Annotated in this window: 20 protein-coding genes and 1 tRNA gene; 15 read left to right on the top strand and 6 right to left on the bottom strand. The window is 64.8% G+C overall.

Going from position 1 to position 24,098, the window contains the following annotated elements:
• Nucleotides 1-20: 20 nt before the first annotated feature.
• On the bottom strand, nucleotides 21-1,847 hold the full coding sequence (locus ABCW42_RS02815) for a phosphoenolpyruvate carboxykinase (GTP) (protein WP_423183429.1): 1,827 nt from the start codon (nucleotides 1,845-1,847) through the stop codon (nucleotides 21-23).
• A 283-nt stretch (nucleotides 1,848-2,130) separates the two neighbouring features.
• On the opposite strand from ABCW42_RS02815, the gene ABCW42_RS02810 reads away from it, so the two are divergent.
• Nucleotides 2,131-2,204: transfer RNA gene (locus ABCW42_RS02810), tRNA-Arg, on the top strand.
• A gap of 261 nt (nucleotides 2,205-2,465) precedes the next feature.
• Here the strand turns inward: ABCW42_RS02810 and ABCW42_RS02805 are convergent.
• On the bottom strand, nucleotides 2,466-3,194 hold the full coding sequence (locus ABCW42_RS02805; protein WP_423183428.1) for a FadR/GntR family transcriptional regulator: 729 nt from the start codon (nucleotides 3,192-3,194) through the stop codon (nucleotides 2,466-2,468).
• A 262-nt stretch (nucleotides 3,195-3,456) separates the two neighbouring features.
• Between ABCW42_RS02805 and ABCW42_RS02800 the strand changes: the two genes are divergently transcribed.
• The 13 genes from ABCW42_RS02800 to ABCW42_RS02740 all read left to right on the top strand — a co-directional run bounded on the left by ABCW42_RS02800 (nucleotide 3,457) and on the right by ABCW42_RS02740 (nucleotide 18,974).
• Nucleotides 3,457-5,082, top strand: coding sequence for an ABC transporter substrate-binding protein (locus ABCW42_RS02800; RefSeq protein ID WP_423183427.1), 1,626 nt, complete (start codon nucleotides 3,457-3,459; stop codon nucleotides 5,080-5,082).
• 73 nt (nucleotides 5,083-5,155) lie between these two features.
• A complete protein-coding gene (locus ABCW42_RS02795) occupies nucleotides 5,156-6,061 on the top strand; it encodes an ABC transporter permease (RefSeq protein WP_423184788.1) in 906 nt (301 codons plus the stop codon).
• 2 nt (nucleotides 6,062-6,063) lie between these two features.
• Nucleotides 6,064-8,178, top strand: coding sequence for a dipeptide/oligopeptide/nickel ABC transporter permease/ATP-binding protein (locus tag ABCW42_RS02790; RefSeq protein ID WP_423183426.1), 2,115 nt, complete (start codon nucleotides 6,064-6,066; stop codon nucleotides 8,176-8,178).
• Nucleotides 8,175-8,993: an ATP-binding cassette domain-containing protein gene (locus ABCW42_RS02785; RefSeq protein ID WP_423183425.1), complete on the top strand. Its 819-nt coding sequence runs from the start codon at nucleotides 8,175-8,177 to the stop codon at nucleotides 8,991-8,993. The genes ABCW42_RS02790 and ABCW42_RS02785 overlap by 4 nt, the downstream gene beginning before the upstream one ends.
• Before the next feature lie 35 nt (nucleotides 8,994-9,028).
• Nucleotides 9,029-9,946: a dihydrodipicolinate synthase family protein gene (locus tag ABCW42_RS02780; protein WP_423183424.1), complete on the top strand. Its 918-nt coding sequence runs from the start codon at nucleotides 9,029-9,031 to the stop codon at nucleotides 9,944-9,946.
• Nucleotides 9,947-10,351: 405 nt separating this feature from the next.
• Nucleotides 10,352-11,290: an ROK family protein gene (locus ABCW42_RS02775; protein ID WP_423183423.1), complete on the top strand. Its 939-nt coding sequence runs from the start codon at nucleotides 10,352-10,354 to the stop codon at nucleotides 11,288-11,290.
• 43 nt (nucleotides 11,291-11,333) lie between these two features.
• Nucleotides 11,334-12,020: an N-acetylmannosamine-6-phosphate 2-epimerase gene (locus tag ABCW42_RS02770; protein WP_423183422.1), complete on the top strand. Its 687-nt coding sequence runs from the start codon at nucleotides 11,334-11,336 to the stop codon at nucleotides 12,018-12,020.
• 61 nt (nucleotides 12,021-12,081) lie between these two features.
• Nucleotides 12,082-13,539, top strand: a complete 1,458-nt coding sequence (locus ABCW42_RS02765; RefSeq protein WP_423184787.1) for a dihydrolipoyl dehydrogenase family protein — start codon at nucleotides 12,082-12,084, stop codon at nucleotides 13,537-13,539.
• A 71-nt stretch (nucleotides 13,540-13,610) separates the two neighbouring features.
• On the top strand, nucleotides 13,611-14,309 hold the full coding sequence (locus ABCW42_RS02760) for an ABC transporter ATP-binding protein (RefSeq protein ID WP_423183421.1): 699 nt from the start codon (nucleotides 13,611-13,613) through the stop codon (nucleotides 14,307-14,309).
• Complete coding sequence (locus ABCW42_RS02755; RefSeq protein WP_423183420.1) at nucleotides 14,306-16,342, top strand: YhgE/Pip family protein; 2,037 nt, start codon at nucleotides 14,306-14,308, stop codon at nucleotides 16,340-16,342. Before ABCW42_RS02760 ends, ABCW42_RS02755 begins: the two co-directional genes overlap by 4 nt.
• Nucleotides 16,339-16,962, top strand: coding sequence for a TetR/AcrR family transcriptional regulator (locus ABCW42_RS02750; protein ID WP_423183419.1), 624 nt, complete (start codon nucleotides 16,339-16,341; stop codon nucleotides 16,960-16,962). The genes ABCW42_RS02755 and ABCW42_RS02750 overlap by 4 nt, the downstream gene beginning before the upstream one ends.
• Before the next feature lie 100 nt (nucleotides 16,963-17,062).
• Nucleotides 17,063-18,247 (top strand): multidrug effflux MFS transporter, encoded by a 1,185-nt coding sequence (locus ABCW42_RS02745; protein ID WP_423183418.1) that lies wholly within the window; start codon nucleotides 17,063-17,065, stop codon nucleotides 18,245-18,247.
• A 109-nt stretch (nucleotides 18,248-18,356) separates the two neighbouring features.
• The gene (locus tag ABCW42_RS02740; RefSeq protein WP_423183417.1) at nucleotides 18,357-18,974 is read left to right on the top strand and encodes a hypothetical protein; all 618 of its coding nucleotides are present in this window, start codon (nucleotides 18,357-18,359) and stop codon (nucleotides 18,972-18,974) included.
• Here ABCW42_RS02740 and ABCW42_RS02735 read toward each other — a convergent pair.
• A complete protein-coding gene (locus ABCW42_RS02735; protein ID WP_423184786.1) occupies nucleotides 18,947-19,909 on the bottom strand; it encodes an EamA family transporter in 963 nt (320 codons plus the stop codon). The genes ABCW42_RS02740 and ABCW42_RS02735 overlap by 28 nt on opposite strands.
• Nucleotides 19,910-19,981: 72 nt before the next feature.
• On the opposite strand from ABCW42_RS02735, the gene ABCW42_RS02730 reads away from it, so the two are divergent.
• Nucleotides 19,982-20,914, top strand: a complete 933-nt coding sequence (locus ABCW42_RS02730; protein ID WP_423183416.1) for a LysR family transcriptional regulator — start codon at nucleotides 19,982-19,984, stop codon at nucleotides 20,912-20,914.
• Between the two features lie 3 nt (nucleotides 20,915-20,917).
• Here ABCW42_RS02730 and ABCW42_RS02725 read toward each other — a convergent pair whose 3' ends face one another.
• The 3 genes from ABCW42_RS02725 to ABCW42_RS02715 all read right to left on the bottom strand — a co-directional run bounded on the left by ABCW42_RS02725 (nucleotide 20,918) and on the right by ABCW42_RS02715 (nucleotide 24,087).
• The gene (locus tag ABCW42_RS02725) at nucleotides 20,918-21,445 is read right to left on the bottom strand and encodes a SixA phosphatase family protein (RefSeq protein WP_423183415.1); all 528 of its coding nucleotides are present in this window, start codon (nucleotides 21,443-21,445) and stop codon (nucleotides 20,918-20,920) included.
• A 143-nt stretch (nucleotides 21,446-21,588) separates the two neighbouring features.
• Complete coding sequence (locus ABCW42_RS02720) at nucleotides 21,589-22,458, bottom strand: winged helix-turn-helix domain-containing protein (RefSeq protein ID WP_423183414.1); 870 nt, start codon at nucleotides 22,456-22,458, stop codon at nucleotides 21,589-21,591.
• 651 nt (nucleotides 22,459-23,109) lie between these two features.
• On the bottom strand, nucleotides 23,110-24,087 hold the full coding sequence (locus ABCW42_RS02715; protein WP_423183413.1) for a hypothetical protein: 978 nt from the start codon (nucleotides 24,085-24,087) through the stop codon (nucleotides 23,110-23,112).
• Between the last annotated feature and the right edge of the window lie 11 nt (nucleotides 24,088-24,098).

The raw sequence follows: 24,098 nt of genomic DNA, 5'->3' as shown, positions 1-24,098 counted from the left end.
AGCCCTAAAGGCCTGGTGGTCTAGGCCAGGCGGGCCTTCAGCCCTTCAAGCTCGGCCAGCAAAGCGGCCGGGAGGGACTCGCCGAACTTTGCGTACCATTCCTCGATGGACGCCAGTTCAGCCTCCCATTCGGCGGCGTCGACGCGCACTGCGGCTTCCACCTCCGCGGGCGTCATGTCGAGGCCCGCGAGGTCGATCGAATCACCGGTCGGAACAAATCCGATGGGGGTCTCGACGGCGTCGGCCTTGCCTTCGAGGCGCTCGATAGCCCATTTGAGGACGCGGGAGTTGTCGCCGAAACCGGGCCACGCAAAGCCACCCTCCGCAGTGCGGCGGAACCAGTTGACCAAGAAGATCTTGGGCAGCTTGGCCGGGTTGGCCTTCGCCGACAGGTTGACCCAGTGGTTCAGGTAATCGCCCGCGTCGTAGCCGATGAACGGCAGCATGGCCATGGGATCGCGACGCACGACGCCGACCGCGCCGGCAGCTGCCGCCGTGGTTTCCGAGGAGAGCGTGGAACCCATGAAGATGCCGTTGGACCAGTCGCGGGCCTCAGTGACCAAGGGGATGGTGGTCTTGCGGCGACCGCCGAAAAGGATCGCGGATAGTTCCACGCCTTCCGGGCTGAAGTACTCCTCGGCCAGCATGTCGATCTGGTCGATCGGGGTGCAGAAGCGGGAGTTCGGGTGCGCGGCCGGATGGCCGGACTCGGGGGTCCATTCGTTGCCCTGCCAGTCGGTCAGGTGCGCCGGAGTTTCCTCGGTCATGCCCTCCCACCAGACGCCGCCGTCGTCGGTCAGTGCGACGTTTGTGAAGATGCTGTTGCCCTTGGCGATGGCGCGCATCGCGTTCGGGTTGGTGCCCCAACCGGTGCCCGGTGCGACGCCGAAAAGGCCCGCCTCGGGGTTGACGGCCCGGAGTTCGCCTTCCTTGCCGAAGCGCATCCACGTGATGTCGTCACCGAGGGTCTCGACCTTCCAGCCCTTGATGGTCGGATCAAGGAGGGCCAGGTTGGTCTTGCCGCAAGCCGAGGGGAACGCCGCGGAGACGTAGTAGGTCTTCTGCTCGGGCGAGGTCAGCTTGAGGATGAGCATGTGCTCTGCCAGCCAGCCTTCGTCGCGCGCCATGACGGATGCGATGCGCAGCGCGTAGCACTTCTTGCCCAAGAGCGCGTTGCCGCCGTAGCCCGAACCGAAGGACCAGATGGAACGCTCTTCCGGGAAATGCACGATCCACTTGTCCGGGTTGCACGGCCATGCCACATCTTCCTGGCCCGCTTCGAGCGGTGCGCCGAGGGAGTGCAGGGCGGGAACGAAGAACGCGTCAGTCTGGGTAATGCGTTCCAAGACGTCACTGCCGATGCGCGCCATGATTCGCATCGAGGCAACCACGTAGGCGGAGTCGGTGATCTCGACGCCGAACTTGGGATCCTCGGCATCCAGGTGGCCCATGACAAACGGGATGACGTACATGGTGCGGCCGCGCATCGACCCAGCGAAGAGCCCGCGCAGCTTCTTCTTCATCTCGGCCGGAGCCATCCAGTTATTGGTGAAGCCGGCGTCGTGCTCTTTCTCGGAGCAGATAAAAGTCTGCTCTTCGACGCGGGCAACGTCCGCGGGGTCGGAGAACGCCGCGAAGGAATTCGGGAACGTCTCCGGGTTCAGCCGCTTCAGCGTTCCCGCCGCAACGAGCTCGTCAGTCAGCTTCTTGTTTTCCGCTTCGCTGCCGTCAACCCAGTGGATGCGGTCCGGCTGTGTCAGCTCGGCTACTTCCTCGACCCAGGCCAAGAGGCGTGCGTGCGTAGTAGGTGCCTTCTCAAGCAACGGCAGTCGCGCCAGATCGCCCATCGTAGTTCCCTTCCTCGGGTTCAGTGGTGTGTCCTAAATGCTAGGGGTCGCGGAGTAGACCAATCTGGGTTGGGACGTGGGATCTCTAGACCATTTCTGAGCAAAACCGCTAAAAATCAAGGATCTTGTGCGGAGTAGTGCCGAATTAAGTGAGCAAGGTCACATAGACCGGTATAGTTAGGCAAATTACATCCCGCCGATTTGGCAGGGGCGGGGATCTCGCGTAAAGTTTATTGAGGTTCGAGGGGGGAACGAGTTTGAAACTCCCGAGAATCACCAAGATGCGCCCATAGCTCAGCTGGATAGAGCGTCTGTCTACGGAACAGAAGGTCAGGGGTTCGAATCCCTTTGGGCGCACAAATGAAAGACCCGCACCGACTCGGTGCGGGTCTTTTTTTGATTTAAGTTCCGGACTTTGGTTTACGTTCCGGACCTGGCGGGTTTGGAGTCGGCGGGGTTATCGAGGGCGGACGCGTCCCTGACCCTGTTTGGCCGGCCGGGACCCAAGAAACCCGCCTGTCGCCGTGTCGCAGAGGCGTACCCAACTCAAAGAGGGTCAGGACCCACGCCTGCGACACGGCAAACAGACAAGACAAACAGACAAGGCAAACAGCCCACTCAGCTCGCGACAGCCTCGCTGATCCTGCGGCGAATTCCGTCGAAGTGCCGGTTTAGGAGCTCGGACGCCGAGGCTTTGTCGCCCGCGGCGACGGCGCTGTAGATGTTTCGGTGCATGGCCGCCGTGGCTACAAGGTCCTCGTTGGCGGAGCCGATTTCAACGTGGATCTTCCGGTAAACCTTCCAGAAGACGCCCATGAGGTTGATGAGGAGTTCGTTGTTCAAGGGTTCGAACAGGCGGCGGTGGAACTCGGCGTCGGCTGCCACGAAGTTCTCGCCCACGCCGGCAAGCTCTTCCATTTGCTTGACGCATTCCTCGATGGAAACGAGTTGCTCCGCCGTCATGACGTCCATGGACGAGCCGATCAGGCCCGATTCGAGGGCTTGGCGCACGTCCACGAGCTGCAGCGCCTCAAGGCCCTGGTGTCGGAGGGACAAGCGGCCGCGGAACGTCAATCCGTCGGCGAGCGCATCGAAGTTGCTGGGCGCGACGAACATGCCGAATCCATGGCGGATTTCGATGACGCCCAGCGCCTGCAGCACCTTGAGGGATTCGCGAAGGGTATTGCGTCCCACTCCCAAGGCCACGGAGAGTTCGTTTTCGGTGGGCAGGGGGTCCCCGGCTTCGAGCTCGCGCTCGAGGATCAGTTCCATAATGTCCGATTGGAGGGCCCTGAGCCGGGCCTGCGCGCTGAACCGCGCCTGCGGTACGACACCGGAAGTGGTCATGGCTCTCCTTGCAACGTGCGGTGTTAATGTTGTGGTGAGCCTACGCCCACCGCGCTTAGCATGCTTCGCAACATACAATATCGGATGTCCCATCTCCCAGATAGATGTTGCCGCCGATTTTACGTAAACCGCCCAGGACGGGCGGCCCACGCAACCCATATCTCGCTTGACGACTTCCTGTGACCGCCCTTACAGTTCTTTTACGAGCATCGGATGTCCTACATCCGATAACCTGAAAACTTGAAATGGTGAGGCATCTCTTATGAGCAACACGATTAACAAACTGCCGCTGGTCAATGACGCCAGCCGCCGCAACTTCCTCAAACTGAGCGGAGCAGTGGGCGCCGCGGCAGCTTTCACGGCCAGCCTTTCCGCCTGTGGTGGAGCTGCCGCGACCAGCACCAGCAGTGCGAGCAACACGGCGTCCGTGAACAAGGACCTCACCATTGAAGCCGGCATCTCCTACGCCCTCTCCACCGGCTTCGACCCCCTCACGTCCTCGGGCGCCACTCCCCTGGCTGCCAACCTGCACGTCTTCGAAGGACTTGTGGAGCTGCACCCGGCCACCCGCGAGCCGTACAACGCCTTGGCAGCCAGCGACCCCAAGAAGGTCAACGACACCACGTACCAGGTGACCATCCGGGACGGCGCCAAGTTCCATAACGGCTCCCCCGTCACCACGGATGACGTGGTCTACTCCTTCACCAGGGTGATGGATCCGGCCAACAAATCGTTGTTCTCCCAGTTCATTCCGTTCATCAAAGACGTCAAGGCAGTGGACGCGAAGACCGTGGAGTTCGCCTTGAAGTACCCGTTCCCGGGCTTCGGACCGCGAATCTCCGTGGTCAAGGTGGTCCCGAAGGCCCTGGCTTCGACGGACCAAAAGGGATTCGACGCGAAGCCCGTGGGTTCCGGCCCTTACAAGCTGGTCTCGGCGGTCAAGGACGACAAGATCGTCTTCGAGGCATTCGCCGATTACAACGGCCCGAAGCCCGCCCTCGCGAAGGGCATGACCTGGCTGTTGCTTTCCGACGCCGCAGCGCGCGTGACGGCTGCCCAGTCGGGCCGTGTCCAGGCGATCGAGGACGTCCCCTACCTGGACATGGATGGCCTCAAGTCCAAGACGCGGGTTGAATCCGTGCAGTCATTCGGACTTTTGTTCCTGATGTTCAACTGCGCCAAGGCACCCTTCGACAACAAGCTGGTCCGCCAGGCCCTCCACTATGGGCTGGACAAGGACGCGATCATCAAGAAGGCCCTGTTCGGCAACGCCAAGGCCGCGTCGTCGTACTTCCAAGAGGGCCATCCGGACTACGTCAAGGCCAAGAATGTCTACGGCTACGACGCCCAGAAAGCCGCCGACCTCCTCAAGCAGGCGGGTGTAAGCAACCTGGAGTTCGAGCTCCTCACCACGGATACCGCATGGGTCAAGGACGTCGCTCCACTGATGCTCGAGTCCTGGAACAAGATCCCCGGCGTGAAAGTCACGGCGAAGAACCTGCAGTCCGGCGCTTTGTACTCCGACAGGGTCGGCAAGGCCGATTTCTCAGTGGTCGCGGCCCCCGGAGATCCTTCCGTTTTCGGAAACGACGCCGATCTGCTCTTGAGCTGGTTCTACTCCGGCCCCACGTGGATGGCCAAGCGCGCGTACTGGACCACTCCGGAAAGCACCACCTTGCAGAACTTGATGGACAAGGGCTCACAGGCCGCACCGGCCGAGGCCAAGCAGATCACCGGCCAGATTGTCGACCTCGTTTCCGAGGAACTCCCGCTTTACCCGATCTTCCACCGCCAGCTCCCCAGCGCATGGGACGAAAAGAAACTCTCAGGTTTCAAGCCGCTGCCCACCACGGGCCTGTCCTTCATCGGCGTCGGCCGCACAGCCTAGCCCGGAGAACTCGGAGAACACATTGGTCATGATATTGCGCCTGCTCGGGCGCAGGCTCGCGGCGTTGCCCCTGATGATCCTGGGCATCACGCTGCTGGTCTTCCTCGTCCTTCAAGCTGCCCCGGGCGACCAAGCAAGCTCGGCCCTCGGGGATGCCGCGAGCGAGGAAGCCAAGCAGCAGTACCGCCAGGAAAACGGACTGAACGATCCCCTTTTCATCCAGTACTTCCGCTTCCTCGGCAAGCTCGTCCACCTGGACCTCGGGGTCACCACTCCACCGTCCAAGTCGGTGGCGGCGATGATCGCTTCGGCGTTCCCGCTGACACTTGAGCTGACGTTCCTCGGCGTAATCATCGCCGTCGTCCTCTCGCTGGTGTTCGGCATCATCGGCGCGCTCTACCGGGACAAGTGGCCGGACCAGCTCGTCCGGATCTTCTCCATCGCCGCCATCGCGACCCCGTCGTTCTGGCTTGGCATCCTGCTCATCCAGTGGTTCGCACTCGGCGACAACCCGATGTTCCCCTCGGGCGGCATCGCGACGCCGGAATCCGGCTTCGGCGGTTGGCTCAACTCAATGGCGCTGCCGGCCCTCGCGCTCGGCATCCCGGTCTCCGCGTCACTGATCCGCGTGGTCCGTACCTCCATGGTCGAAGAGCTGGACCGCGATTATGTCCGGACAGCCATCGGCAACGGCGTCCCCTACCGCGATGTGGTTTCGCGGAACGTCCTCCGCAACGCGCTCGTCACTCCGGTGACCGTGCTGGGACTCCGCGTCGGCTACCTCCTCGGTGGCGCCGTCGTGATTGAAATGATTTTCGCCCTTCCGGGAATGGGCCAGTTGATCCTCAACGGCATCACCAACCTGGACGTCAACCTGGTCCAGGGCGTGGTCCTCACCATCTCGGTCACGTTCGTCCTGGTGAACATCGTGGTGGACCTCCTGTACCTGCTCATCAACCCCCGAATCAGGACGGTATAGCCATGCGCAGCAAACTTGCTGAACGGCTCAGCGCCCCGGGCCTCCGCTTCAAGTCCCTCCCGTGGGGATCACGCTTTGCCCTGTTGTTCCTCGTGGTCATTGGACTGGCGGCGATCCTCGCACCCGTGATCGCACCGCACGATCCCTTGGAAACCTTCACTCCGGCACAGGTGCCGGACGCCGAACATTTCTTCGGCACCGACCGCCTTGGCCGCGATGTGTTCTCCCGCCTTCTTTACGGTTCGCAGTCCTCCCTCATGATCGGCCTTGGTGCCGTGGGGCTCGCGATCGTCCTTGGCGCCGTGCTCGGCTCGCTCGCCGCGACCTCCAGCAAGGCCGTCAACGAGGTCATCATGCGCGTCATGGACATCCTGATGGCGTTCCCCGGCATCGCCCTCGCGGCGGTGCTGCTGGCGGCGTTCGGCAACTCCGTTCCCACCATCATTGTAGCGATCGCGATCATCTACACCCCGCAGCTCGCCCGCGTAGTCCGCGCCAATGTGCTCTCCCAATACGGCGAAGACTACGTCCGCGCCGAACGGGTCATGGGTGCGGGCCGCGCGTACATCCTGCTCAAGCACATCGTCCGCAACACCGCCGCCCCGGTGCTGGTTTTCGCCACTGTCATGGTGGCCGACGCCATCATCCTCGAAGCCTCGCTGTCCTTCCTGGGAGCGGGCGTGCAGGATCCCGCTCCGTCATGGGGCAACGTCATCTCCTACGGCCGCAACCTGGTCCTGTCCGGAGGGTGGTGGGCCACCACGTTCGCGGGCCTCACCATCCTGCTGACGGTGCTCGCGCTCAACATCCTCGCCGAAGGCCTCACCGACGCCATGGTGAACCCGAAGCTGCGCAAGGCGCCGGTAGTGAAGGACGACGACGGGTCGTCTGCTGCCGTCGCGGGCGCCGCCGTGGCGGGTGCCGCCGTCGACACCGAAATCGCGACGTCGGTGGCCCAACCTTCCGTCGTGGAACAGCACGAGCTCGACGGCGTCCGGCCCGCCAGCGGCGACGCGGCCACCGAGTATTCGACGCTGGTACTGGACGATCCGCAGGGGCCAAACGCCTTGCTCGACCACGAATTGGCGCTGCTCGCATCAATCGAAGCCAAACGCACGGACCGCCTTCCGCAGGTCCCGGCGAGCGCCCGCAACGTGCTGGAAGTCAGGAACTTGTCCATCCGTTTCCCCGGCCGTTTCGGCAGCACGGCGATCGTGGACAACGTCTCCTTCACCGTGCGCGAAGGCGAAACCATGGGCCTCGTAGGCGAGTCCGGTTGCGGCAAGTCCATCACGTCCCTGGCAATCATGGGCCTCCTGCCCAAGACCGCCGAAATCACCGGATCCATCATGTTCGACGGCAAGGAACTCCTCGATTCGAAGTCCAAGCACAGCAACACGAAGGCGTACCAGGGCGTCCGCGGCGAACAAATCGCCATGGTCTACCAGGATGCGTTGAGCTCGCTCAATCCGTCCATGAAGATCAAGGAGCAAATGACCCAGCTGACCAAACGCGGCGGCCGCAAGACCCCCGCCGAGCTGCTGGAGATGGTGAAACTCGATCCCGTCCGCACCCTGGCCAGCTACCCGCACGAGCTCTCCGGCGGTCAACGGCAACGGGTCCTCATCGCCATGGCGCTCTCGCGGTCGCCCAAGATCGTGGTGGCCGACGAACCCACCACCGCCTTGGATGTCACCGTCCAGAAGCAAGTGGTGGAGCTGCTCAACGAACTGCGCGAACAGCTCGGATTCGCCATGGTCTTCGTCAGCCACGACCTCGCGCTGGTGGCCTCCCTGGCCCACCGGATCACCGTGATGTACGCCGGACAAGTCGTGGAATCCGCACAGGCGTCCCAGCTCCTGCAGAACCCGCGCCACGAGTACACGCGCGGCCTGCTGGGCGCCGTCCTTTCCATCGAGGCCGACGCCGCCCGGCTCCACCAGATCCCCGGCACGGTACCGTCCCCTCGCGACTTCGCCTCCGGCGACCGTTTTGCGGCGCGCTCGTTGAGGCCCGACGCCGACCCGAACCAACGATTGGTCCTCACCGCCGTTGACCCCTCCGGAAGCGGAGCCGACCACTTCTGGGCCAGCCACCTGAAGGAGGACGCAAAGTGACTGATTCCCGACGGGACCTCCCGGGCACGCCGGTCATCGAACTCAAGGACGTCAAGGTCTACCACCGTGCCCGCACCGGTGGGCTCTTCCGGCCCAACATCGTCAAAGCGGTCAACGGCGTGGACTTCAGCATCAGCCGCGGCGAAACCGTGGGCATCGTCGGCGAGTCCGGCTGCGGGAAGTCCACCCTCGCGTCCGTCCTCGTGGGACTGCAAGCGCCGACGTCGGGCCAGGTGCTCTTCAACGGAAAGCCTGCCATCAAACGCAACGCACGCATGCGCAAGGAATTCGGGCGTGCCGTGTCCGTCGTATTCCAGGACCCGTCAACGGCCCTCAACCCGCGCATGACCATCGAGGACATCCTCACCGATCCCCTGCAGGTCCACGGCATCGGCACCGCGGCATCCCGCTCGTCCAAAGTCAAGGAACTGCTGGCCCTCGTCGGTTTGCCGCAATCGGCGGCCGAGGTCACGCCGTCGCACGTTTCCGGCGGCCAGCGCCAACGCGTGGCGATCGCCCGGGCCCTCGCGCTCGAACCGGACATCATCGTGGCGGACGAGCCGACGTCGGCCCTCGACGTGTCCGTCCGCGCCCAGGTCCTCAACCTGCTGTCCGACCTGAAAACCCAACTGAACCTCGGCATGGTGTTCATCTCCCACGATATCCAGACCGTCCGCTACGTCTCCGACCGCATCTGCGTCATGTACTTCGGACAAATCGTGAAAGAAGGCCCGGCCGCCCAAGTGTTCGACAACCCCGGCAACGACTACACCAAGAAGCTGCTCGGCGCCGCGCCCAGCCTGCTCCACACCTAAGTTTTCCCTTTCAGATCCAAACAACGGAGATTTCTGTGTCTACTCAGTTCCAGGGCGTCATTCCCCCGGTCATCACACCCCGCCACGCGGACGGCCGCATCGACACCACGTCCCTGAAGAACGTCACCCAGCACCTGCTCGACGGCGGCGTGACCGGCCTTTTCGTGCTGGGCTCCTCCGGCGAGGTCCCCTATATGACCAACGAAGAACGCGAACTCGTGGTCACCACGGTCGCGGACGCCAACGCCGGCGCAGTACCGCTCATCGTCGGAGCCAACGAACAAACCACCAACCGCGTCATCGAAGAAGCCAAGAAGGTCATCGACCTCGGAGCCGACGCAATCGTGGTCACCTCCCTGTACTACGCCATCGGCAACGCCCAGGAAACCGAAACCCACTTCCGCAGAATCCACGCCGCCGTCGACAAGCCGATCTTCGCCTACGACGTCCCCGTCCGCACCCACTTCAAACTCCCCTCCGACCTCCTCGCCCGCCTCGGCCGCGACGGCGTCATCACCGGCGTCAAAGACTCCTCCGGCGACGACGTCTCCTTCCGCCAACTCCTCCTCGCAGCCAAGGACATCCCCGACTTCGACATCTTCACAGGCCACGAAGTAGTAGTGGACGGAGCCCTCCTCGGCGGCGCCCAAGGCGTAGTCCCCGGCCTCGGCAACGTTGACCCCGCCGGCTACCGCCGCCTCTACGACGCCGCCCAAGCCGGAGACTGGACCACCGCAGCCGCCGAACAGGACCGCCTGGCCGACCTCTTCGAGATCGTCTACACCCCCAACGACCGGGTCTCCGGCGGCGCAGCAGGCCTGGGCGCCTTCAAGACGGCCCTCCAACTCATGGGCGTCATCGAATCCAACACCATGAGCACCCCGATGCCCTCCCTGAACGCCGAAGAAACGGAAGCGATCCGCGCGATCCTAAAGCGGAACGGCCTGGTCTAGCGCCTGCGGTTCAGCTCGCCTGGGTGCCGGTCCCAAATGTCATCTCGCGCGCGTTGCCGTGGTCGGGTCATACCGCTTCGTCACCTGGGTGCGCTTCCGTGGCCGGGTCGTGCCGCACGGCCAGTTTTGCCGTCCCTTAGCGTTCGGCCCCTCCCCAAGCCTCGCAAGCTCGGCTCGGGTCCCTGGGGCCTCTCTTCCTCCCGACGCACTGCTACAGTCGCCGAGCGACTTCCGCAATGCTCTGGTCGGCGATGCGGGAATGCGGCGTCGGGAGGTGTCTAAGGGCCGGCAAAATGACCCGCCCGGCACGCCGCGACCACAACTAACCTAGCCGGAAACGAACCGCAGCATGGACGAAATCTGGCCACACGTAACGCAGCAAGCGAACGACTTGGAGGACAAAGCGTGATGCACGTGATTGGTGTTGATCTTGGGGGCACGAAAACTGCGGCCGGGGTTGTTTCGGGGGCGGGGGAAGTGTTGTTTGAGGAGCGGATACCTACGCTGAGTCGGGAGGGTGGACGCTCCATTGTCGAGGCGACTGCCGGGCTCGTGGGGCGGCTCAGGCGCTGGGCGGCGGGTGAGGGGATCGACGTCGGGCGTGTTGGTGTGGGGTCGGCCGGGGTGATCGATGCCGTGAACGGGACCGTGGTCTCGGCGACCGACGCGATCCTGGGGTGGGCCGGGACGGAGTTGGCTTCGGGGTTGGCTGACCGGTTGGGGTTGGACCGGACGGCGGTCCGCGTGGTCAACGATGTGCATGCCCACGGCTTGGGTGAGGCGTGGCTCGGGGCTGCCGCCGGGACGTCGAGTTCGCTTTTGGTGGCGTTCGGGACCGGCGTGGGCGGGAGCTTCGTGGTGGATGGTGCGCCTGTGCTGGGGTATCGGTTCGTGGGTGGCCATGTGGGGCATTTCGCGTCGCCGTACGCCTATCACGAGGGCAAGGCGCTGCCGTGCGTGTGCGGGAGTTCCGGCCACGTGGAGGCGATCGCTTCGGGCCCGGCCATCCGGGACGCGTTCATCCGTTTCGGCGGATCGGCCGATGTCCCGGACACGCGCGCGGTATTCGGTTTGGCGCACGACGGCGACGCTGCCGCCCTCAAAGCTGTCGGCGTCGGGGCCGGCGCGGCCGGGCAGGCGATCGGCGGCCTCATCAACATCCTCGACCCAGAGACTGTGGTGGTCTCGGGCGGTTTGGCGGACTCCGGCGATTTCTGGTGGACGCCCATGGAATGGGCGTTGCGCCGCGAACTCATGGCCCCTCTCGCCGACATCCCTGTGGTCCGTGCGGCATTGGGCAATTCCGCGGCCATTGTGGGCGCGGCCAAGCTCGTCCTGAACTAACCTTCGAACCCCAACCACGCACAGACACTGCAGGAGATAACCCGTGATTCTCACACCCGAGGGGCTGAATGCCCTCCGTTCACAATTGATCGTGTCCTGCCAGGCCTACCCCGGGGAGCCGATGCGCGATCCTCGGACGACCGGCCAGGTGGCGGCGTCGGCGGTGATCGGGGGTGCCGCGGCGGTGCGGGTCCAAGGTCTCGCGGATGTCCAGTTCACCCGTTCTGCGGTGGAGGTTCCGGTGATCGGGCTCTGGAAGGACGGGCACGACGGCGTCTTCATCACCCCCACACTGCGGCACGCCTTGGCTGTTGCGAACGCCGGCGCGCATATCGTGGCGATCGACGGTACGCGGCGGCAGAGGCCCGATTCCTTGACCCTCAAGCAGACAGTAAACGGAATTCACGCCGGGTCGCACGCGCTGGTCATGGCCGATTGCGGCTCCTTCGCGGACGCCGTGGCCGCCGTGGAAGCCGGAGCGGACCTGATCGGCACCACGCTCGCCGGATACACCGGTGAACGTCCCAAGACCACCGGCCCGGACCTTGGGCTCTTGGCCGAGATCGCGGGCGCCGGGCTGGGAAAGCCGCTCGTCGCCGAAGGCAGGATCCATACCCCCGCCCAGGCGCGCCAAGCGCTCGACGCCGGCGCGTTCGCCGTCGTCGTCGGAACGGCCATCACGCACCCGGCCAGCATCACCGGCTGGTTCAAGGGCGCGTTGGAGAACTGAAACGGATTTCCCCCTGATTCGGGCGTTGGTGCAGGCGTAGGCTTCTCCCATGGCTGACGATATGGCAGACAATAACGTCCGGGAATTCGATGTCATTGTGATCGGCGCTGGAGCCGTGGGGGAAAACGTCGCGGACAGGGTGGTCCGGGGTGGGTTGACAGCGGCCATTGTGGAAGCGGAACTGGTTGGCGGGGAATGTTCCTATTGGGCTTGCATCCCCTCCAAGGCACTCTTGCGGCCGGGAACGGCGCTGCACACAGCCCAGTCCGTGCCGGGCGCCTCCGATTCCGTCACGAAGGTCCTGGATCCGGAACCGGTCTTGAAGAACCGCGACTATTTCACCAACAAGTGGCAGGACGATTCCGCCGTGGAGTGGCTCGACAGCGCGGGAATCGAACTCGTGCGGGGCCGCGCCCACATCACGGGACCTCGTGAAGTCCATGTAGACGGCAAGGACGGTGCCAGCTATTCGCTCAAGGCCCACCACGCAGTGGTGGTGGCTACGGGTTCAACTCCGGTCATTCCGCCCATCGAAGGCCTGCGTTCCGTGCCTTACTGGACCACCCGCGGTGCTACGTCCGCGAAGCACATTCCGGGCCGGTTGGTGGTGCTGGGAGGCGGCGTTGCCGGCGTCGAACTCGCCCAGGCGTTCGCGCGGCTCGGTTCGAAAGTGACCATCGTTGCCCGCGGCCGCTTGCTGGGCTCTTTCCACGAAGAGGCCGCTTCGCTGGTGGCGCGCGGGCTTCGAGCGGACGGTATCCATCTCCGCCTCGGTACGGACGTCACGAGCGTCGAGCACAAAGACCGCTCCTTCAGCGTCACGCTGGGAGACGGAACAGTCGTGTCCTGCGACGAGCTTTTGGTGTCCACGGGCCGCCGTCCCTCGCTGGACAACCTGGGCCTCGAGAATGTGGGGCTCGACGCCGAGGACGGCAAGCACTTGCGCCTCACCACTGATCCGAGCGGCTTGGTTGAGGGTGCCGCGAGCGACGGTACCAGCGGGCTATGGCTCTATGCTTCGGGCGACGCCGCGGGCGCGGCCTTCCTCACCCATCAAGGCAAGTACGAGGCCAGGGCCACGGGTGACGCGATCGTCGCGAGGGCAAAGGGAACGCTGCACGGCACGCCGAAACCGTGGAGTTCCGTGGCCAAGACGGCAGACGAGTACGCGATCCCCAGCGTGGTGTTCACGGATCCTGAAGTGGCGAGCGTCGGATGGAGCTTCAAGCAGGCGGTCGAGAAGGGCATCAACGCGAGCTCGGTGGAACTCCCCATCAACGTCTCCGGTTCCCAATTGCATTCGGAAAACTACCGTGGCTGGGCTCAGCTCGTAGTCGACGAAGACCGGAAGGTGGTGGTGGGAGCCACCTTTGCCGGTCCCGGCGTGGCCGAGTTGCTGCATGGCGCCACCATCGCGATCGTGGGCCAGGTGCCGATGGACAGGCTCTGGCATGCTGTGCCGTCGTTCCCCACGATCAGTGAAGTTTGGCTGCGGCTACTCGAAAAGTACGGCCTGTAGGAATCTATTTGAACTGACTGGTCAGTTCAGTTACGATTGGTGCAGACAACAGTTCTGCGAAAGGTCCAATTGTGCTGTCCGCACAGCAACTCCAGATCAACGGCCGCCGGGACCCGCTCCTCCCTCCCACTTCCTTGGAAACCAAACGGGGAGAGCTCCTCCTCGTCACCGGTGATGGCCAGGACCAGCGCACGGCCCTCGCGTTGGCCCTCAGCGGCCGGATGAAGCCCAGCAATGGACTCCTGAGCTGGGACGATTCCGCCAAGACCAAGAAGGTCCGGTCCGCGAGCGCCTTGGTCGATTCTCCGGGCGTCAACGAGCCCGAACAGCACCTGAGCGTCCGGGACCTCGTCACCGAAGACCTCGCGCTCATCCCCCGCCGCTACCGCGGGGCCCTCCTCAGCGCCCCTTGGCTCAAGGTCAACCGCTTCGAAGACATCGCCGGCTTGTGGGTCGAACAGGTTGCCGCCCGCCGTCGGCTCGAGCTGTTGACCGCCTTGGCACTCGCGGATCCCTCCCTAGACCTCCTGGTGCTCGATTCACCGGATCGCCACAGCGCGGACCCTGCGGACTGGCTCCAGCGGCTTGAGCAGTTGGCGTACGACGCCGGGCGGCCGCTCGCCGTCGTCGCGGTGGTTTCGTCCCTCCCGGACGGTTGGGACGGCCCATACGCCGGGATCGGCAACGCGGCGGACCCCGACGAACCCGCTGAACTGGCCGAACCCACCACAGAAGACCTCTCCGAAAGCCTGCAAAGGACCGCAAAGTGACCGTTCTGCGGCTGGCCCGCTCCGAACTCAAGCGCATGACCGGCGGGCTCCTGCCCAAGCTGACCATCATCGCCCTGACGATGGTCCCTTTGCTGTATGGCGCCGTGTACCTTTACGCGAACTGGGATCCTTACGGCAACCTCAACCAGATCGATGCCGCGTTGGTGGTCGAGGACACCGGCGCGACGCCCGCGAACGGACCCGAACTGCAGGCCGGCAAGAAGGTGGCCGACAGCTTGGTGGAGGCCCACGTCTTCAATTGGCAGCGCGTGGCCTCAACGGCCGAAGCCGACGCAGGCGTGGAATCGGGCAAGTACGCCTTTGCCTTGAAGATCCCCAAGGATTTCTCCGCGAACCTGGTGTCACCGGGGAGCTTCGACGCCGCCAACCAGGCAATGCTCAATGTAACGACGAACGATGCCAACAACTACCTCCTGAGCACCATCGTGGACAAGCTCACCACTGCCGTTCACTCCACCGTGGCGAAGGAGGTCGGTGAGGAAACGGCCAACCAGCTCCTCACGGGCTTCGGCACCATCCACGCCTCGATCGTCAAGGCCTCGGACGGCGCGGCGCAGTTGGCCGACGGCGTCGGGAAACTCAGCGACGGCGCGGCCACCCTCCACGACGGCACCGCCAAGCTCAGCAACGGCGCCAACGAACTCCTCGCGGGCCAAGGCAAACTTCGCGACGGCGCCGAGCAGCTGAACAGCGGCGCCGGGCAACTCAGCGCGGGACTCGCCGAGCTGAAGGACAAGACAGCTTCGCTGCCGTCGGACACCCAAAAACTCGCCGACGGCGCGGCTCAAGTAGCCGCCGGAAACGCCCAGCTGAACGCGAAAGTCCAGGACGTCGTCGGGCAGCTTTCAGCGCTCGACGCCGGTGTCCGCGACCGTGTGGCGGCCTCGACGACGCGGCTCGTCTCGGGCGGGATCATCACGCAAGACCAGGCCAACAAGATCCTGGCCGACTTCGATTCCACCGCGGCGTCCAGCGCTGTCACCGACGCGAAGTCGAAGATCGCTTCGGATGCCGCCCAGGTCCAGCAGCTTTCCGATGGGTCGGCCGCGGTGAGTGCCGGTGCCGCGAAACTCGCGGCCGCCACGCCGACGCTCACGGGCGCCATCGGCCAGGCGTCGGCCGGGGCCGATCAGCTCAGTTCGGGCGCTTCAACATTGGCGGCGGGCGAACAGTCCGCGGTGAACGGCACCGCTGCCCTCGCGGACGGGGCGGCAAGACTCGACGACGGCGCGGCGCAGCTTGCGAGCGGTGCGTCGAGTGCCGCGGACGGATCGCGCACGCTGGCGAGTGAACTCGCGAAGGGCGCCGGGCAAGTCCCCAACCCCAACGATTCCCAAAAGAGTTCCGTCTCGAAAGTGATGGCCGATCCCGTGGCCGTGAACAACGTTTCGCAAGCCAAAGCCGGATCCTACGGCGCGGGCCTGGCCCCGTTCTTCCTGACGCTTGCCCTCTGGATCGGCGTGTTCATGCTGGTCCAGGCCATGCGCCCCATCACGCAGCGGGCCTTGGCGTCCAATGCGCCGTCGTGGAAGATCGCGGTGGGCGGCTGGCTCCCGTTCTTCGCGGTGTCCGTGCTGCAGGCCAGCGTGCTTACCCTGGTGGTGAACCTCGGCCTGGGCCTCCACGCGGCCCACCCGGTGGCAATGTGGCTGTTCATGCTCGCGGCCGCCATGGCGTTCACGGCACTCATCCAAGGAATCGTGGCCCTGCTGGGGACTCCCGGTAAGTTCGTTGTGCTGATCCTGCTGGTCTTGCAGCTGGTTTCCTCCGGCGGCACGTTCCCCTGGCAGACTACCCCGATGCCGTTGCACGTGGTCCACCAGATCATGCCGATGGGTTATGTGGTCACCGGCATGCGTCACTTGATCTACGGCGGCGAGCTGTCGATGATCTGGCCGACTGTCCTGGGCCTGCTTGGCTACACTGTGCTGGGGGCGGCGCTTTCCACGCTGGCCGTCCGCAAGAACAAGTTCTGGACCCTCAAGACCCTGAAGCCGGAGATCGCGGTATGAGCATGAACCACCCCGGACTCACCGAAAAGAAGCTGCGGCCGGCCCGGACGAACGCCACTAAGCAACGGCTCTTCGAGGCCTCCATGGAGCTCATCGGCGAGCGCGGCGCAAGCGGCGTCACGGTGGACGAGATCGCGGCCGCCGCCGGGGTTTCCAAAGGCACGGTCTATTACAATTTCGGCAGCAAGTCCGATCTCATCGCCCAATTGCTGCGGCACGGCGTCGACATCATGCTGGACCGCCTCCGGACCATCGAGGGGCTGCACGAGGATCCGCTTGAGGCCATGGAAGCGATGCTCGGCCAGGCCTTGGAATTCATGGACGACTACCCTTCCTTCGCGCGCCTTTGGGTCAGCGAGAACTGGCGCACTCCCAGCGAGTGGGGAACCCTGTTCGTCGAACTCCGCAGCGAGCTGTTGGGCGTGATCGGCGCGGCAATCGGGAAGGTGGCGGCCGCGTACGCCGTGGACGGCGGGATTTCGCGCGGCAGCCTCGAAGCCGCAATGTTCGGGGCGATTTTCGTGGTGGGCCTGGACCGCCAGACGTACAACCCGGAACGCAGCCGCGAACAAGGCGTCGCGGCCATCATGACCATCATGCGCGGTTACGTCGTGCGATGAAGGAGGTACCGGCAGTACCCGGATAAGCAGGGCCCTCGCTGGGCAAGGCGCGCCGGGTTCTCATTGGAGGTGAACCCGCACCCCTCCCGAAGGAGCCCCCATGACTGCCGTTCGCACGACGTTGCCCGCGAAGGAAAGGACGGTCGGCCGCCCGTTGGCGGTTGTCCTTGGCCTCCTGACGATTTTCGGGCCCATTTCCATGGACCTGTACTTGCCGGTCCTCCCGGCGTTGACGGCGGAACTCAAGAGTGCGACGTCGTCCGCCCAGTTGACCATCACCGCTTGCCTGCTTGGGCTCGCAATCGGCCAATTGATCGCGGGTCCGCTCTCGGACCGCTTCGGCCGACGGTTGCCGCTGCTCATCGGGGTCCTGGCGTACACGGCCACCTCGGTTTTGTGTGCCATCAGCCCGACGATCGAAACCCTCATTGCCGCAAGGTTTGTCCAGGGCCTGGCCGGCGCGGTCGGCATCGTGATCGCCCAGGCCTCGGGCCGCGACGTGTATTCGGGCGGCAAGCTCTTGCGCTACTACGGCCGTTTGACAGTGCTGGGCGGATTGGCCGCGATCGTGGGTCCCGTGATCGGTGGACAATTGGCCGCGGTTACGGACTGGCGCGGAGTGTTCCTGTTCCTCGCGGCCGTCGGCGTTGCCATCCTCGTGGCTTGCCTGGTGATTTTCCGCGAGACCTTGCCGCAGGAACGCCGTGCCACGGGCGGCCTGGTCCATACGCTCCGCGACTTCCGCCGACTGGTTGGCGACCGCGTGTTCGTGGGCGCGGTCCTCATCACGGGGTTCACCTACTCAGCGATCTTCGCCTACCTCAGCGGTGCCACCTACATCCTCCAGGGCATGTACGGGCTCACCCCGCAGCAGTACTCTTTCGCCTTTGGACTCAACTCGCTGGGCTTCATGACCTTCGGATTCATTTCCGGACGTTTGGCCGAAGCCTGGTCCGAACGCCGAACCCTCGCCACCGGCCTGGCCCTCACGGTCTGCGGAGCCCTCGGACTGCTGGCCACCGCGCTCCTGCACCTGCCCTTGATCGCGATCATCATTTCCCTGTTCACCATGGTCAGCGGCGCGGCCGTCACCAGCCCTCCCGCCACGTCCCTCGCGCTGAAGGGCTACCCCGACATCGCCGGAACGGCTTCCTCGCTGCTCGGACTCGCCTGCTTCGCTTTCGGCGGCATCGCGGCGCCGTTGGTCGGTATTGCGGGTGCGGAAACCCCGTGCCGTTCGGCATCGTCGCCTTCGTTTCCACAGCCGCCGCGGCCCTTTGCCTGACTTTGGTGGTCCGACGCCGGAGTCGGCGCTGACGCCGACGCGGTAACGGTATGGCAACTGCGGCGCATTGTGGCGTGGCGACGCCTTCCGGTCGGGAATGATTAGTCCCATGCGTCGCATGGGGAACAGTGGAAAGCTCGCGATCATCGCTGCCGTGGTGTCAGCGGGACTGGTGGTCCTGCTGGCCATCACGCTTGAAGAATCCGTGATGTACACGTTCCTGGCTGTCCTGGCGATCGGCTACCTGGCGTGCATCGCCGAAGTCTTCGCTCGTCGCCGCTACTTCATGATGGTGCTCGGCGCCGTAGCGTCTACCCTGTTCGTCGCCTTCGGAATCGCGTTCCTGCGCATGTGGGGCCTCGCGTTCAACCAGGACGAGAACTCCATGGGCAGTGCGGTGAGCACCAAGGATTCGGACATCTACTTCTACCTCGCCGTGGTGGCGGGCTGCAGTGCGTTGCTGGTCCTGTTCCTCGGAGCGGTCTGGCCGTCCCGCCGGGCTCTCGCCAAGAAGCGCCCGACGCCGGCCTCCCGCCCCGCCGCTCGTCCGGCGGCCCGCGCGGGCCAGCGACCGGCGTCGAACGCCTCCCGCACCGCCCAGCGCCCGGCCCCCCGGGCCAACCAGGCAACCGTCCAACGCCCCACCCAGCGGAAACCCGCCCCCGCAGCCAGGCGGCCGTCGTCGGGATCGCCGCCTACTCAGCGCAAGGCCGCGCCCAAGCGCTGATCTTTCGCTTGCCCGGACCCCTCTTCCTTCGGCGCCGGGGAAAGCGGGACAGCGCGCCGCTGCAACACTGCGGTTGCGACGCCGCCCAGCAGGAGCAGGCCGCCCGCCAGTTCCGCCGTCGTCGGGACCTCCGAGATGAGCAGCCACGCGGCGGTCATGCCCACTACCGGGACCAAAAGCGTGAAGGGCACCACGGCGGAGCTCGGGTAGAGGCTCAGCAGCCGGTTCCAAATGCCGTAACCGATAAGCGAAGCGAATGCCGCCGTGTAAAGCGCGCTCAAGATGGTGGCCGGCTGCAGGTTCGAGAGCGCTCCCACGACGGCGACCGGCCCGTCGACGATGAGCGACAACCCGGCCAGCGGAATGGGGACCACAGCCCCCGACCAGACCACGAGCCCCAGGCCGGAAGCCGCTTTCGCCTTACGGACAATGACGTTGCCCACGGCCCAGGACAAGGCCGCGGCAAGCACGATCATGAGCGGCACCACCGGCGCGACAAGGCTGCGTCCCACGGCCACAAGGGCGAGACCGGCAACGCCCAGCACCACTCCAACGAGTTGGCGCTTGCTGGGCCGCTCCCCGAGGAACCGGGCCGCGAGCAGCACGGTGAGGAGTACTTGCGCCTGGAGCACCAGCGAGGCGAGCCCGGCCGGCATGCCAAGTGCCATGCCGAGGTACAGCAAGCCGAACTGCCCGGCGCTCATGAAGAGCCCGACGCCGGCAATCACCTTCCAGCCGACGTCCGGCTTGCGGACAAAGAAGATGGCGGGGAAAACCACCAGCACGAAGCGGATGGCGACGAAGAGAAGGGGCGGGACCTCGAGCGGTTGGCCGTCGGGTCCATGGCCGGGGTGCAGGCCGAAATCGATGGCTACGAAGTTCAAGCCCCACAAGACGGCGACGAGGGCGGCGAGCGCGGAATGGCGGATGTTCACCATTCCACTGTCCCAGCAAACAGGATGAAGCTCCAGCGTTGAATTCTGCAGCAAACCATGTACGTTTGCTTCATGATCGAAATCGCGGCACTGCGCGCCCTTGTGGCGGTGGAACAGCAAGGCTCCGTGGTGGCGGCGTCGGAGGCGATGGGTTTCAGCCCTTCCGCCGTCTCCCAGCAAATCAAGAAGCTCGAGAAGCAAAGCGGGGTCACTGTGCTCGAACGCCACGGCCGCGGCGTCCTCCTGACGGACCGCGGCATGGCGCTGGCCGAGTACGGGCGGCGCATCCTGGGTGAGCTCGAGGAACTGCAGTCGACATTGCTCGCCGATCCGGCGAAGCCAAGCGGAGTGCTCCGGCTCGTGGCGTTCTCCACGGCATGCCGGGGACTCGTGGGGCCGATGTTGGCCGAGGTCGCAGCGTCTTCGCCCTCAGGCCGCGGAGGTGACGGCCCGGGGTTGGAGATCCGCGTGGTGGCCGAGGACCCGCGCGAAGCCGTGCAGGCGGTGGCAAGCGGCGAATCCGATCTCGGCGTAGTCCACAACTGGCACTCGGTACCCCTGGTCATCCCCGAGAATATGGTGCACGAGGATCTCTGCATGGACACCGCCGACGTCCTCCTGAACGCGGACCACCCCCTGGCCGGCCGGACCGCCGTCGAACCTTCCGACCTCGTGGACGAAAGCTGGATCAGCACCCCGGCCGGCGCTATTTGCAACGAGGCCTTGCTGGCGATCCTCGCCGGCCAGGGCCGCGTACCGGACATCCGCATCTACGATCCCGATTTTTCGACGCACATCGCGATGGTCCAGATGGGCGTCGCGGTGGCGCTCGTTCCCAGGCTCGGGCGGCCCGAGCTTCCCGCCGGCGTGGTGGCGGTACCGGTAGTCAACCCGATGCAGCAGCGGCAGGTGGGGATCGTCTACCGCAAGACGATGACGGCGAGCCCCAGCATCCGCCACGTGGTCCGGCTGCTCCGGGAAGTTGCCGCGGGCCTCGACGCGTGACCTTTACTTGTGACGGGGAACGGCGAAGTGGGTGAGGCGGGCATCCTGCCCGTCCAGTTCGGCCCACGGCTTGTCGACTTCCATCACGGTCATGGCGCTTGTCGGGTAGCGGGTGGCTGCGTCCATGTAGGCATCGTGGTCTGAGTCGCGTGAAGCGAGGTGCATCGCGAGGTCCTGGACGCCGGGCATGTGCGAGAAAATCATCAGCGTGGTGACCGTCTCGGGCACATGGTTGATGACGGAAAGCATGCGCAGCGCCGAGGCGGCGTACAAATCATCCTCGAGTTTCGGCGTCGGAGCCTTGTCGCCAAGCTCGCTGCACACCCACGTGCAGGTCTGCCGCGTCCGCAACGCCGACGAGCACAGGATAAAGTCCGGAACCACATGGTGCTTCAGGAGCCACTTCCCGGCGAGGGGTGCTTCCTTGTGGCCACGTTCCGCGAGTGGCCGCTCGTGGTCAGGCACCCCCACGGGCCAATCCGACTTCGCGTGCCGCATGATGACCAGCCGCTTGATGTGATGCTCACTCATGCCCCCACCCTATAGCCGCGGAGGCACATGCTCACTGAACCGGGGAAGCCAAAAGGCGGCACATCCCGAAAGCGCCGTTGTTGCGTGAGGGACGAGCGCAGGCGCCGAGGGATTGTGCCGCCTTCTGGCGGTTGCGAACCTAGTTAGATCGAGTATTCCGGAGCGGCCCAGACGATGACCTCAGGGTGCTCGTAGAAGCGGTAGCCCTGGCCGCGCACGGTGCGGACGGTGTTGGCAAGGCGGCCGAGCTTGGAGCGGAGGCGCCGGATGTGGACGTCGATGGTGCGCTCGTTGGGGACCTCTTCGGCGTTGCGCCACAGGCCTTCGAGGAGTTCATCGCGACCCACGGTGCGGGTGCCGTTTTCCACGAGGTAGTTGAGGAGTTCGAATTCCTTGAAGGTGAGGTTCAGGGATTCGCCGTCGAGGTGAACTTCGCGGCGGGCGAGGTCGATCAGGACGCCTGAGGGGCGGGCTTCCTGCGCCGGCTGCGGGCGGAGCGTCTCGGAGCGCTGGCGGTTGCCGACGGTGGGATCGCCGAAGGTGGAGCGGACGACGTCGAGGGCGGAACCGGGGGCGTTGGCCGGGGCCACCGCGACGGCGGCGTAGCTTTCGGCACCGGAGACCAGGGACTGCGCGTAGGCGCGGATTTCCTGGGCAAGCTTGGCAATGGAGGTTCCAGCTGCTGCGGCCGTGTCCTCGTCGATGCCCATGTAGAGCACGAATCCGCGCGCAACGGTGTCGTTGGCTACCGGGCGGATGGCGCGGTCCGCGGGAGGGAGGACGGGGGTGGGTGCCGTCATCGGTGACGCCTCGGCGGGCGCGACGGCCCGGAGCTGTCCGTAGGAGTTCGGGTTGTAGCCCTGGGGCACGTATCCGGGAGCCTGGCCGGCGCCTTGGGGGGCGGGCTGGGCGTAGGCCGGACGGTTGCCGAAGCCGGGGCGGAGGCCCGCGTTCGACGCCGCTTTATTGGCGTTACGGACGGAGATGTGGACGTATCCTGATGCAACTGACATGGATTGCTTACCTCAAGGTGAATGGCCGTCATCGCGGCTTCGAATGCTGGTGGTGTCCCCGCAATGAGTTGGGGAGGGGCGCCCGACGCTGGGCAGGGGGCGAATGCCTGAAACTTCTTGGGGTCCTAAGTTAGGCATGCATTCGACAACAGCTCATCGCAAAACCAGCGGGTACGCTGGGCTCGATCGCTGCGGCTGCAGATGCTGTTGAGTTCTTGTTCACATTTGAAGTGTGCAACGTAATAAAGGGAACTTGCAAGTAACAAAGGACCCATCCGTCCACATCTTGAGACAAGTCGGACTATTGTGCCGCAAATCACAATTCAAGGATGTCCAAATGTGACCCATTCTCGTTCGTCACAATGGCCGATTTTTTGGTCTTATTCGAAGATAGCTCGATCGAACGGCCCTATTTTGAATCTCAAGTCACGTCATGCGCTTGCCCTTGAATCTCGGGATATGAAACAACTCTTGTCCAATCGAAAATCGGCCTCCCGTGGAATTTTTTGACTGGATCGTCTGGTAGAAGCCCCTTCTCAGGCTTAAATGGCCGTACCTTCCTGGCCCTCTTTGCCGTTGGAAAGCGCTTGCGGGAGGGGTTGGCAGCGTCTTTCGAGGTCAAAGAGGGTCAGGAAGGACGTAGAGACGGCATCAATTGCTGGTGCCGGAACCCGGGGTGCTCGAACTGCCTGAACCGCTCGAGGAAGTGGCGGAAACGATCTGGATGGACTGGGCGGTGTACGTGTTGGAGTCCTTCGTCGCGGTGACGCGGACATTCGAGCCGGACTTCACGTCGGAGAGGGACAGGGTGCTGCTGCTGCCCGATCCGCTCGCCCGTTGGCGCATTCCCTCAGCCACCACCACGTCCGAGCCCAGCACGTAGGTGCGGGTGAAGCCGTCGTCGCTCTTGACGGTCATGGAAGTCGCAGAGATGTCGGTAACCGTCCCGATCTGCCCGGCCATGGTGACGTAATTGCCGTTCTGGGCTTCCACGTACTCGGAATGGATGGCCGCGTTGAGTCCACCCATTCCGACGCCGAGGCCACCCGGGCCCATATTCGCGCCGCCGCCTGCTCCGCCGAAGCCACCCTGGCCAGCCTGGCCGTTCGGCCCGGCTTGGCCGCCTGGGCCGGCTCCCGTCGCGGTGCCGTTGTCCGACGTCGTGCTGTTTCCGGCTGCGTAGGCACCCGCGCCGGCCGCGGCAGCGACAACGACGGCGACGCCTCCTACCAGCAGCCCTTTCTTCACCGTCCAGTTCTTGAAGAACGAAGCGCGGTCCGGCGAGCCGGCAGAGTATGGCTGCGGAGCGCCCCAGCCGGCCGCGGGTTGACTGGGCTGGCCGGGCTGGCCGGGCTGCGGAGAACCCCAAGAGGTGGCTTGTCCCTGTTGCGGAGCACCCCAGCCAGCCGCGGGTTGACTGGGCTGGCCGGGCTGGCCGGGCTGGCCGGGCTGCGGAGAACCCCAAGAGGTGGCGTGTCCCTGTTGCGGAGCACCCCACCCGGAGGATTGGGCGACAGGAGGCTCGCCGGCGACAGGTGGTGCGGAATCGTCCAGCGGCCGGATCACAGGTTGCGGCGGCTGGCTTCCGGACCCGTATTCAGGTGTTGAGGGGTTGTTGCGCTCTTCCATGGTTCTCTCCA

Source organism: Arthrobacter sp. NyZ413 (assembly GCF_049390645.1).
GTDB lineage: Bacteria > Actinomycetota > Actinomycetes > Actinomycetales > Micrococcaceae > Arthrobacter.
Note: the sequence above shows the minus strand (reverse complement) of the source record. Positions and strands in the feature narration are given on the sequence as shown.

What these genes read in the sequence shown, in the direction of transcription:
- ABCW42_RS02815 (WP_423183429.1), bottom strand. Translation starts at nt 1,847, where the DNA reads ATGGGCGATCTGGCGCGACTGCCGTTGCTTGAGAAGGCACCTACTACG.
- ABCW42_RS02805 (WP_423183428.1), bottom strand. Translation starts at nt 3,194, where the DNA reads ATGACCACTTCCGGTGTCGTACCGCAGGCGCGGTTCAGCGCGCAGGCC.
- ABCW42_RS02800 (WP_423183427.1), top strand. Translation starts at nt 3,457, where the DNA reads ATGAGCAACACGATTAACAAACTGCCGCTGGTCAATGACGCCAGCCGC.
- ABCW42_RS02795 (WP_423184788.1), top strand. Translation starts at nt 5,156, where the DNA reads ATGATCCTGGGCATCACGCTGCTGGTCTTCCTCGTCCTTCAAGCTGCC.
- ABCW42_RS02790 (WP_423183426.1), top strand. Translation starts at nt 6,064, where the DNA reads ATGCGCAGCAAACTTGCTGAACGGCTCAGCGCCCCGGGCCTCCGCTTC.
- ABCW42_RS02765 (WP_423184787.1), top strand. Translation starts at nt 12,082, where the DNA reads ATGGCAGACAATAACGTCCGGGAATTCGATGTCATTGTGATCGGCGCT.
- ABCW42_RS02750 (WP_423183419.1), top strand. Translation starts at nt 16,339, where the DNA reads ATGAGCATGAACCACCCCGGACTCACCGAAAAGAAGCTGCGGCCGGCC.
- ABCW42_RS02745 (WP_423183418.1), top strand. Translation starts at nt 17,063, where the DNA reads ATGACTGCCGTTCGCACGACGTTGCCCGCGAAGGAAAGGACGGTCGGC.
- ABCW42_RS02740 (WP_423183417.1), top strand. Translation starts at nt 18,357, where the DNA reads ATGCGTCGCATGGGGAACAGTGGAAAGCTCGCGATCATCGCTGCCGTG.
- ABCW42_RS02730 (WP_423183416.1), top strand. Translation starts at nt 19,982, where the DNA reads ATGATCGAAATCGCGGCACTGCGCGCCCTTGTGGCGGTGGAACAGCAA.
- ABCW42_RS02725 (WP_423183415.1), bottom strand. Translation starts at nt 21,445, where the DNA reads ATGAGTGAGCATCACATCAAGCGGCTGGTCATCATGCGGCACGCGAAG.
- ABCW42_RS02720 (WP_423183414.1), bottom strand. Translation starts at nt 22,458, where the DNA reads ATGTCAGTTGCATCAGGATACGTCCACATCTCCGTCCGTAACGCCAAT.
- ABCW42_RS02715 (WP_423183413.1), bottom strand. Translation starts at nt 24,087, where the DNA reads ATGGAAGAGCGCAACAACCCCTCAACACCTGAATACGGGTCCGGAAGC.